Source organism: Streptomyces sp. NPDC041940 (genome assembly GCF_055589465.1).
On the sequence record NZ_JBVJBP010000021.1, the window covers coordinates 166,110 to 176,379 of the forward strand.

A 10,270-nucleotide genomic window follows, 5' to 3' on the forward strand; every position below is an offset into this window, starting at 1 on the left:
GAGAATGTGGTCAGCGGATCACATCCTGGACGCCGCAGATCCGCACCACTACCGCCCCAGATCGAGCGGGGAAGAGCGGGGAATCACGATGAAAGCCGACGGCACCTGCGAGAGCACAGGTCAGCCATCAACGCAGCTCAGCGCCCAATCCAGCCTCGAAGGTCCGCAGCTTCCCAAGCTGAGGTTCTAGAGGTGGACGGGCGGCCTGGGCCGGAAGAGGTCGTGGCATGGTTCTGCAAGAGCCGTACAGTGTCGGCGTGTTCGAGACGATCCGGTGGCGCTGCTATGCGCACGTGGCTGACCGCCGTGGTGCCGAGCGAGTGGTCGGCCGTATCGGGGAACTGTTGCCCCACACCATCGAGATCGAAAGCTACGAGCGGTATTGGAAGTTCCCAGAGCTGGCCGAGCTGCGGTTCGTCTCTCCCCTCCGTCGTTCCGCCCCGGAGGATGCACTTCTGGCCACCCTTCAGTGGGCATGGAAGATCGCCTCACCCTGGAGCCTCAGCGGCCCGCAGCCAGGCGAACGTCATGAGTTCGAGGGCATCGCGTCCTCCAATGTCGGAGCCAGTTTCAGTGTCGCCGGCATCGAGTGGATGGAGTTCACCACCACTGATCGCCAAGAGAAGCCTCCTGCGGATAGGGCGAGCTGACATCCACGAGTGACATCAACAGCGTCAGACGCATTGCGCCTATGCACGACCCGACGCAGCCACCGCGACCGCACGACGACGCAGTCGGGCTGCGCATGGACCGAACTCCTAAAGCGGGTGTCGCAGGTTCGAATCCTGCCGGGGCACCAGCCAAAAGGCCCCGGACCGATCATGGTCCGGGGCCTTTGACATGCACTTCTGACATCAACGGGGCGGTCGAGAGCTCCCCTCGCTTCGGCTACCAGCGAATCGTCTGGCCCTCCGGGGTAACGGTCACGGTGAACTCCTCCAGCTTCGGTGCACCGGCGGCGCGCCAGCGCCCGAGCTGCTCTTCCACGCGGTCCCACAGCCCTTCCGGCCCGCCTTGCCGGACGAGCCACCGACCGCCGTCCTCGTACACCGCGGCCCATGAAGCGGAGTCGACGTCGACCAGGACGTCCTCGGTGCACCCGTTCCGCTCCATCGTCAGCCGTTGGGCGCTCGGCACGGCGAGCTGCGTGACGAAGCGTGCGCTCCAGTTGTTCAGCACGTCGGCCCCGGTGACGGTCTCGCGTTCCGTGCCGTCGTCGAGGTCGGGGAGCATGCCGAGCGGGGGCGGCGTCTGCGGCCGGGCGAGCATGAAGGAGATCTGCCCCCCGAGCAGTCTGCCGTGGGCCACCCCGTCTTCGCCGACAGTAAGCCGGGCCAACTCCGAGGCATACAGCCACCCGCACAGGGTGGCCACGATGACTCCGCCCGGTGCGGTCTGCTCGATCCAGGCGTGCGGCACCTCCAGCACCCCGCAGGTGGCGACCAGCCGGTCGTACGGGGCCCCGTCCTTGTGCCCGGCGAGGCCGTCACCGACAACCAACTCGGGGAAGTAGCCGCAGGAACCCAGGGCAGCACTCGCCCTGCTGCACACCTCCGCGTCCACCTCCACCGACGTCACCAAGTCCTCTCCGAGTCGGTGGCACAGCAGCCCGGTCGAGTAACCGGTGCCGGTGCCGATCTCAAGCACCCGGTAGCCGTCGTTGACTTGGAGCTCCTCCAGCATCCGCACGACCAGACTCGGCATGGTGCTGGACGACGTGGGGGTGCGCAGGATCTCACCGCGGATGTCGCCCGGCACGACGGTCCCGGCGATCTGAGTGACCAGAGACTCATCCGCATAGCAGCGCTCCAGCCAGCCGGCGGTGCCGGGCAAGACCGGCCGCCAGGCGGTCGGTGCGGAGCCTTCGACCTGATCGAAGAAACCGCCGCGCAGGAACTCATGGCGGGGCACGGTTTCGACAGCCGCGCGCCACGGCGAGGTACGCAGGAAGCCGCCATCGGCGAGTCGACCGGCCAGCGCACGGCGCTGGGCTGCGGAGTCCATGACGGTCATCAACGCATCTTCCTTTCCAGCAGGTCGGCCATGGCCGCGAGCATCGGCAAGCCGGTCTCCGGTTCCAGCCAGTACCACTGCCCAGACGGGTTGCACTCCAGGAACAACCATTGCCCCTCACGGTCGATGGCGAAGTCGAAAGCGCCGAACACGAGGCCGAAGCGGGCCAGGTATGCGTGCAGGGCGTCGATGATGCCGGGCGGCGGGCTGACCACGGAGTAGCGCAGACGGCTGTAGTCGGTGCGCCAGTCCAACAGGTCCGAGTCGATGCGGACAGGAAACACCCGGTCACCGATGACGGTCACGCGTACGTCCGCGGTCTTCTCGATCCGCTGCTGGAACAGGTGGGCCGTGCCGGAGACGGCCTCATCGATGTCGTCGGCCGCCACCTCGGCGACCTCCACGGTGCAGGAAACCCCGCCGATGCGGTACAGCGGCGCCGACAGAGGCTTGTAGATCACGCGTGCGTGCTGCTTGATGAACGACCGCGCGGCATCCGGGTCCGAGGTGATGACCGTCGGCGGGAGATGGAACCCCGCAGCCGCAGCGGCGGCCAGGCCGGACGGTTTGAACTCGGCGTCCCCGATGCGGTGCGGGTGGTTGACGTACAGGCAGCCGGGAAGCGACGCGAGGACTCCTCCCAGACCGTAGCGGGCCTGAGCGACCGCGAACCGGGCGTCCTGCTCGTCCAGGTGCGGGAAGGTGAAGCCTGAAGGCCGGCGGTAGTACAGGGAACGGAGCTGTGTCAGGTCCGCGGTCCGTGACGGCGTGGACAGCGTTCCTTCCACGCCGTTCGACGTGATCGTGGCCGTGACCGACAGGGCGTGAGGGAAGTCCCCCGAGTCGAGCCGCACGACCGGGACACCCCGGTCGTGCAGCTCACTGATCACCACGTCGGCCGTGGGGTCGTCCAGATTGGTGACGACCAGCACCGGACCGAGATCGGTCACTGGTCGGTGTCGTTCCCGGTGTCCTGGTCACCGCCGCCGCTGCCACCGCCGCCAGAGCCGTCTGATGGGTTACCGGTGTTGGTCGCCGGGTTCGTGCCACTGCTGGTGCCGTGCTTCCCCATCTCCAGCACGTGGCCGTCGGCGTCGAAGTAGCGAGCCGTCTGGGTGGTTCGGTCGAGTTCGACGCGGGCGTAGCCCGACGCCATCGCCGGATACGGAGCCATGCGCCGCAAGCCCCACGGGGACGGCATGGCCGCGCCGGACGGCAGAGGCGTCCCGGTCGGGAGCCGATCAGAGTGAGCAAACAAGAGTTCTTCCTCTCTTCTTCGGTTTCTTCGGTTGCTTGACGAGCCCGCCCCGGCGCTCGACCTGTCCAGGGTTGGGGGCCGGGGCGGGAGTCTCCTTGGGTCAGGCGCCGCGGCGCGCGTCCCGGCATTCCCTGCTCAGCCGTACGGCTTCTGGGCACGTCAGCCGAAGGTTCGCGGCTTGGTCGTCAGCGGCCGTGCACGTCGGGCACGTCATGCAGTGGTCCGCCAGGCGCTCGAACGCGGCTGCCCAGGGGGCGTCGACGGACGACGGATACTCGCGGCCGCTCATACCTCCGGCTCCGCGGGCATGCAGTGCCGTCCGGCGGCGATCAAGCGGGCGACCTCGACGGGCGAGCACAGCGTCGACGGCGAGTCCACAGGCGCCGACCAGTAGGTGGCGCGGGGACGAGTCCATTGCACGGCGTCCACACTCGGCACGCCGAGGTAGCTGCCGCGGCCCAGGCAGTCGACGTCCATGGCCCGCCAGTCATCGAGCGCCTGGTGCCAGGTTCTGGGCATGCTCGCGGGGACCAGGGCGTAGTACCGGCGGAAGCGCGGATCGCAGATGACCGGGCCGCCGTCGAGGCTCTCGCGCAGGAACTGGTCCAGCTTGGGGGCCTCGGTGATGCCAGTCAGGGCGACGAGGAGGCGGCCGGGGATCCGCACCGCGGAGAACAGGGTGCCCAACGGCAGCAGCGTCACCTGGTGCTGGTCCCATTCCAGCCGGGCGCGGTCACGACTCGGTGCCGGAAGTGTTGCCAGCAGCCAGTGCTCCGAGGCCAACCGCCGGTCAGCGGTGGGATGAATGAGAACGCCGGGCGCAGCCTCGATCGGTCGTAGGGCCAGATGGCTGTGATCGCTGTTCATGCTCGCGCCTCCCCTTTCGCATGTGGTCCGCCTCACACATGGGACCGTAGGGCGCGGTACAACAGAGCTGGGCACGCAAAGTGCGTGCCTTGTACGGGGGCACTGGGATGGACACTTCAGGCATCGGCCGGCGCATCGCCTACTGGCGAGCCGAGCGCGGCTACACCCAGTCGGACTTCGGCCACCTCATGGGCCAGACGAAGCGCTGGGTGCAGGACATCGAAGGCGGCAAGCGCCAACAGGACCCGCGGCTCTCGGTACTGGTGCGCGCGGCCGAGATCCTCCGCGTCCCCCTGGAGCAGCTTTTGACCGACACTGCGCCCCAGCAGCCCGCAGACAGCACCCCGCCCGCTGACGCCCTCCGCGTCATCGACGCCCTGTACGGCCCCGACCGCGACGACGACGTGCACCCACGGGATGTTCTGCAACGCCGCCTCGACTACTGCTGCGTGGCTTTCCAGGCCTGCCACTACGCTGCGCTCTCCCGGGACCTGCCCGCACTGATCGGGGATGCCGGGCGGGCGGTGCACGCGGCGCCCGTCGGCGAGCAGGGTGAGGGGCACGCGCTGCTCTCCCGCGTGTACCAGCTCGTCACCTCGTACCTGCATAAGTACGGTGCGGCGACGGCGATCCCGGCGGCGCTCGCCGCTGACCGGGCGCTGGTCGCCGCCGAGCGGTCCGGTGATCCGGTGCAGATGGGCGCGGCCGCCCGGCGGGTCGCGAAGAGCCTCGTCTACCAGCAGCGTCCGGCCGCGGCGGTCGAGTTCGCGACGGCGGCCGCGCGGCGCCTGGCCGACGGGCTCACCGACCGCGGGGCGCTCGGCCTGTCCACCCTCGGAATGCTGTACCTGTCCGCCGCACTCGCCGAGTCCTCGCAGGAGCGCACCCCCGGGCGGGTCGCAGCGGCGGGCGGGTACGTGGCCGAGGCCGGAGACGTGGCCGCGCGGCAGGGCGCCGACCTTGACGAGGACTACACCCAGTTCGGGCCGACGAACGTCACCTTGCACCGGATGGACGTGCTGCTCCGCTTCGAGGACGGATGGTCCGCGCTCGAGGCCGCAGAGGATGCGAGGCCCGAAGCGCTCGCAGGGATGACCCGGGAGCGACAGGCCGGGCACCGGGTCGCCATCGCGCGCGCCTCGCTGCTGACCCGACGCAAGGGCGCCGCAGCAGCAGCCCTGCTCCAGGCCGACGCGCTGGCACCCGAGGAGGTGCGCGGACGCCCAGAAACGGTGAACCTCGTCAAGGACGTCGTCCGCGTCACCCGGGCCCCCGGACCGGCCTTGCGGACGCTCGCCGAGCATTGTGGACTGCGGGCATGACCCAAGTGCTCTACCTCATCGCCTGCGCCGCCGGCCCGACCCAGCACATCGACGACGGCGTCCGCGCCGCGCAGGCCGACGGCTGGGACGTATGCCTCATCCTCACCCCGTCCGCAGCGACCTGGTGGGAGCCGCGCGTGGAGGAACTCGTCGAGCTGACAGGGCACCCTGTTCGGTCGCGGTACAAGCTGCCGTGGGAGAAGGACGCCCTACCGAAGGCCGACGCGATGCTCGTAGCGCCGATGTCGTGCACCACGTTGAACAAGTGGGGGGCCGGCATCTCGGACACTGTCGCCATCGGTATCCCGTCGGAAGCGGTGCACATGGGAGTGCCAGTCGTAGCGATGCCCTACTTCAACCAGGCTCAGGGCGCACAGCCAGCGGTGGCACGGTCGATTGCTGTACTGCGCGAACAGGGCATTCTGGTCCTCGACGGCCCGGACGGATACCAGTCGCACCCTCCGAAGCGGGGGAATCCCCAGGCGTTTCCCTGGGGGAAGGCGCTCGCTGGCGTTCGGCGACAGACCGGCGCTCGCTGACCCACGCACGTGACGAAAAGCCCCCTCCCGCCCAAAGGCGAGAGTGGGCAAGAGCTCTCAGGGGAACTGGCAGCGGCTGTTCTCCCCGCTACGGAAGCCCATACGGCCTCTGTACCTCATGCCCATACCCGATCCGATGCACGACCACGGCCACTGGCAACCATCAGCTGGGACCGGAGTGTCAGGCATCTACCGGGACCGGACAAGCCCTAGCAGCCCGACTGAGTTACAACTTTCTCTACGGGTTCAGGCGGCTCGCTCCGCTCACCGCGCGCGGGCTGGCCCCCGGCCGGGCCTGCGCTCCTGTCTCCGCCCCGCTCCAGCCTGGCCGGCGCCCGTGCCGCGCACACATCAATCTGCCGCTTGCAAAAGGGCGCACGTCGTGGCTGGGGCGGTCGGCTCCAGCGCTTTGCGTCACTTTGGCGACCAACCTCGAAGCCGCTACGCCGCCCTCTGAGATTCAGCCCGCGATCCCTTCTGATGTAGGACGCCGGTGACGTCACAGGGGTCTGGAACATGCCCCCACAGAGGCACACACCGGCAAGACGAAATTCCTCAAAATGAACCCCTCGATGAGACGGAGCTTCTATGCTGGGCGATCTATCAGTGCAGCGAGTGCCTCCGCTGCCCGGTCATACAGGTCAGGAGTCACTCGATGGTCACTGGAGCTGAACTTGCTCTTCTGTCAAGCCTCAAGCCAGTCATCGAGAGGGCAGCTGGCATGGCCTTGGGCAAAGCCCTTATGAGCCCCGTGACCACGGCCCAGGGCCGAATGCGTAACAGGGCGACGCGCAAGCGCCTGCAGATGGACCCTGGCACGTCAGAAAACATTAAAGAGACAACGTCGCAATTCTCTCGCAAACTGCAGAATTACTTGGATTCAGCAGATTTCGCCTCTCTCTCCATGTCCATCACTGTGCATGAGTTTGCAGCGTCAGGAAAAAGGCAGCAGATCAAAGGACTCGATGACGCAAAATCGAATCTACGCACATCAATCACTAGCCTCCCTGGCGCCGACACTGTCGACACCGATGCCATTATTGAAGAGATCTGGCAATCTCTTACTGCGTCCATTGTTGAGCGTGTAGAACAAATCTCCGCATCCAATTCATTTCCACCCGAGAGTCGGGCAGCAGTCGTGCGCATGGCTGCTAGTTATGCCCGTGCCGACCTTCAGCGGTCAGATTTTATCAAGAATATCGATCGCCTAGCCCGATACCACGACTTCGAAGAATCCTTCAAGGAGCAAGTGAGGAGCGTTCATGCGACCATGAAACTACCTCATGCCGGCACGACGAAGCGCGTGGCTTATAGCCGACTCTTCGTAGAGCCTCATTTCATTCTTCGCGAGGATTCAAGCAAAAAGCATCATTCCCGCGACTCCAGCGCAGACCTTAACGAGGTCATTTCATCTTCTCACCGGGTTGTAATTCTCGGCGACCCGGGCGGAGGTAAATCCACGCTGTCACTAAAGCTAGCTTTCGACATTGCACGAAACGGCCTTCCTGCATCTTCAGCGGTCATTCCTTTCCTGGTCGTGCTGCGCGATTACACGAGAGACTTCGAAGCTGGCAAAGCGACCATGCTTCAGTATCTCGAGGATCTTTGCAAGTCTCCGTACAACGTGGAGCCAGATAATGGATTCGTCGAGTACGCACTGTCATCAGGGCGTGCTTTTGTCATCTTCGACGGACTCGATGAGCTAATCGACACGGCGCTTCGCCGCAGAGTAGTTGAGCTCGTCGAATCATTTGCATACAAGTACCCCATGACGCCTATCCTCGTGACCACTCGCAAGGTTGGATACGAGGAGGCACCTCTCGATGAGGCTCTGTTCACCCCTGTGCAGCTTGCTCAGTTGACTGACTCAGACGTACAGACGTACGCAGACAAGTGGTTTTCGCTGGACAACACTATCGAGAAGAACCGGCGGGAAGAGCTCTCTCGGAGCTTTTACACAGACAGCAGATTTGTCGCCGATCTGACGAGAAATCCGTTGATGCTATCTCTGATGTGCGGGATCTATGCTAGCGAAAATTACATCCCCGCTAACCGACCTGAGGTCTACAAGAAATGCGCGGAACTACTGTTCGATAAATGGGACAAGCAGCGCGGGATCGTAACACCCTTGCCGTTCGATGCGCACGTGAAGCACGCCATAAATTCTCTCGCGTACTCAATCTACAGTAGTCCAGAAAAGCAGTCCGGGCTCACCCGTGACCAGCTTATCCGCTTCGTCAAGAGCTTTCTTCTCCAAAAGCGATTCGAAGATGAAGATGAGGCGGAGGCTGCAGCATCCCAGTTTGTCGACTTTTGCACCGGCCGGGCATGGGTCCTTTCAAACGTTGGATCTGATGCCGCTCAAGAGCTTTATGGGTTTACTCACAGAACATTTCTGGAGTACTTTGCGGCAAATCAGCTAGTGAGGCTTAATCCTACAGCGGCGCAATTGTTTATCAAACTGCGGCGTAGGATCGCCCGCGCGGAATGGGACGTTGTTTCTCAGTTGGCATTGCAGATCGTAGGTAACAATACAGAGGATGGCATCGACGATTTTCTAGAGAGAGTCCTGGAAGCTGTCACCTCAGCTCCATTGGAAGAGCAGGTAAATCTCGTCTCCTTCGCGGGACGCTCCCTTGCTTTTGCTGTCCCGCGGCCGCAGCTCCTGCGGGATATCTGTCGCGCGAGCGTGGAGCTCGCACTGAAGGCTGGCGAGGTCACCGAACATTCCTCTAGCCGCCATTCAGAGCGCCTCTCGTCGCTCACCTATCTACGCGGTATTGGAGCACTCCTTCACGCTAACTGGGAAAACCTACCGGTGGTTGCCAGAAACCTCCGTTTCGAATTGACGTCGGCAAACTTCGAAGAGGCACTCCGCGATGTCGACCGCGAGATTAGGCTTGCACTCTCTCTGTGTATCTCCCTAATCCCTCACACAACACTTGACGACACATTCTATATGGATGAGAAAGTGTCGCTTTTCTGGGAGAAGTTTGAATCCGACAGTTTCAGCTTGCTTGAGTCGGAAATTGTGTCTTTGTCAGCGACTAAACAATGGGTTGCTTCCGCTGCCGCCATGTCCGGAATCATCCCCATGACCCGGGTGATCGAAAGATATGGGCCGGTCGCCTTGTATCAATATCATATGGGGCCAGTGATTTTGCGGGCTCCCTTCATCCTTCGACTTCCGCGTGATCAAGCTAACGGCGCCTATATGCGTTGCGACGCGGCCGTAGGGCGCAACCTTGAGGAATTGTCCGAGATCCTGCCTGGATGCGACACTCCGTGGTTTACGGAGCGGTATGACTATGTCCCCATCGGAGGAGTTCCCAATTACGGCGATGCCTTCACTAAGACTTTCTCCCAGACCCCGGTGGAGCAGAGAGATGCCCTGGCGCTTATCGCTGCAGCGTGGTGCGAGATCTCTGGAGAGGATAAGAAGTGGCCCACCGTGGAGGGGGCTGGGGACAAGCGAATTGTGCAGCTAGTGCTGAAATGGAACGCCGCTCGGCTGAATCCTGTTTATCGCGGCAGCGCCCTGCGCTCCATTCGGGCATGTCACCTCAAGCCCGCAACAATCCAATTGCTAGGTATGTGGGTAGAGGGAAAGGCCCAGTTTTCCTCCATCCCAAATATGCGGGAGCCGAGGGCCAAGGGCCGATGATGGCATCTCCTCCTAACGTGGCGTCCAAGGAAGTGGTGTACTCGCTCCCACTTGATCCGGGCGTTTGGCTCATGTCAGCACCCGCAACTGGGCCCGCATAAAGTAGCTTCCCAAGTTTAGGGTTCAGGCGCTGTCAGCATGCGCCGGCCATCGCGGCTTGCTCTGCTCGACGGCACTGGCAGCGTGGCTAAGGCTGGTGGGGGTGCAGCGAGACATACGCGCGCCTGGCCAGTGCGCGCACTCGCCGTCGTGGCTGACTGTCGTCGGCTGAGGTTCGTGCACAAACGTGCCAGAAGCAGGGGTCAGCCACGGTCAACACTGGTGCCTCGCGGTCGAGTAGCCACTCGCTTCCTCTACCGACGAAGCCGCAGTTCAGCCCACAATTCACCCCGCTTCTCTCCGAGAGCGGTGCTTGCTTTGCGCCCAGCTCAGTTCAGAACGCGAGGCAACCTTCCGAGGGCACCGTGCTACGAGCGCCCGACCGATCCCTGCCGCCGGAGCACTCAAGCTTCCTAAGACGTCATTTCAGTTGGCGTGATCTTGCGGCAGTCTGGGGTGATGACTGCTGCGCTTGTCGAACGGTTGGCGCCGGAAGACCTGTGGGAGT

General features: G+C 63.9%; 8 protein-coding genes. 4 read left to right on the top strand and 4 right to left on the bottom strand.

Features of this window, described 5'->3' with window-relative positions; all coding sequences use genetic code 11:
* Positions 1-257 precede the first annotated feature (257 nt).
* A complete protein-coding gene (locus tag ACZ6I3_RS30185; protein ID WP_469418880.1) occupies positions 258-650 on the top strand; it encodes a hypothetical protein in 393 nt (130 codons plus the stop codon).
* Positions 651-888: 238 nt separating this feature from the next.
* Here the strand turns inward: ACZ6I3_RS30185 and tgmC are convergent, their stop codons facing one another.
* The 4 genes from tgmC to ACZ6I3_RS30205 all read right to left on the bottom strand — a co-directional run bounded on the left by tgmC (position 889) and on the right by ACZ6I3_RS30205 (position 4,138).
* Entirely contained in the window at positions 889-2,013 is a 1,125-nt protein-coding gene (gene tgmC / locus ACZ6I3_RS30190) for an ATP-grasp peptide maturase system methyltransferase (protein WP_469418882.1), read from the bottom strand.
* Entirely contained in the window at positions 2,013-2,963 is a 951-nt protein-coding gene (tgmB, locus tag ACZ6I3_RS30195) for an ATP-grasp ribosomal peptide maturase (protein WP_469418884.1), read from the bottom strand. Before tgmB ends, tgmC begins: the two co-directional genes overlap by 1 nt.
* Complete coding sequence (gene tgmA / locus ACZ6I3_RS30200; RefSeq protein ID WP_469418886.1) at positions 2,960-3,271, bottom strand: putative ATP-grasp-modified RiPP; 312 nt, start codon at positions 3,269-3,271, stop codon at positions 2,960-2,962. Before tgmA ends, tgmB begins: the two co-directional genes overlap by 4 nt.
* Positions 3,272-3,556: 285 nt before the next feature.
* A complete protein-coding gene (locus tag ACZ6I3_RS30205) occupies positions 3,557-4,138 on the bottom strand; it encodes a hypothetical protein (RefSeq protein WP_469418888.1) in 582 nt (193 codons plus the stop codon).
* A 107-nt stretch (positions 4,139-4,245) separates the two neighbouring features.
* Between ACZ6I3_RS30205 and ACZ6I3_RS30210 the strand changes: the two genes are divergently transcribed.
* From ACZ6I3_RS30210 to ACZ6I3_RS30220, 3 genes are all read left to right on the top strand, one after another.
* Positions 4,246-5,460 carry a helix-turn-helix domain-containing protein gene (locus tag ACZ6I3_RS30210; protein ID WP_469418890.1) on the top strand — a complete coding sequence of 405 codons (1,215 nt, stop codon included), beginning with the start codon at positions 4,246-4,248 and terminating at the stop codon, positions 5,458-5,460.
* Entirely contained in the window at positions 5,457-5,999 is a 543-nt protein-coding gene (locus tag ACZ6I3_RS30215) for a flavoprotein (RefSeq protein ID WP_469418892.1), read from the top strand. The genes ACZ6I3_RS30210 and ACZ6I3_RS30215 overlap by 4 nt, the downstream gene beginning before the upstream one ends.
* Before the next feature lie 655 nt (positions 6,000-6,654).
* Positions 6,655-9,663 carry an NACHT domain-containing protein gene (locus tag ACZ6I3_RS30220; RefSeq protein ID WP_469418894.1) on the top strand — a complete coding sequence of 1,003 codons (3,009 nt, stop codon included), beginning with the start codon at positions 6,655-6,657 and terminating at the stop codon, positions 9,661-9,663.
* Positions 9,664-10,270 lie beyond the last annotated feature (607 nt).

Bases quoted from the DNA above. Each gene is read 5' to 3' on its own strand.
- ACZ6I3_RS30205 (WP_469418888.1), bottom strand. From the start codon at position 4,138: ATGAACAGCGATCACAGCCATCTGGCCCTACGACCGATCGAGGCTGCG.
- ACZ6I3_RS30220 (WP_469418894.1), top strand. From the start codon at position 6,655: ATGGTCACTGGAGCTGAACTTGCTCTTCTGTCAAGCCTCAAGCCAGTC.
- ACZ6I3_RS30210 (WP_469418890.1), top strand. From the start codon at position 4,246: ATGGACACTTCAGGCATCGGCCGGCGCATCGCCTACTGGCGAGCCGAG.
- tgmC (WP_469418882.1), bottom strand. From the start codon at position 2,013: ATGACCGTCATGGACTCCGCAGCCCAGCGCCGTGCGCTGGCCGGTCGA.
- ACZ6I3_RS30215 (WP_469418892.1), top strand. From the start codon at position 5,457: ATGACCCAAGTGCTCTACCTCATCGCCTGCGCCGCCGGCCCGACCCAG.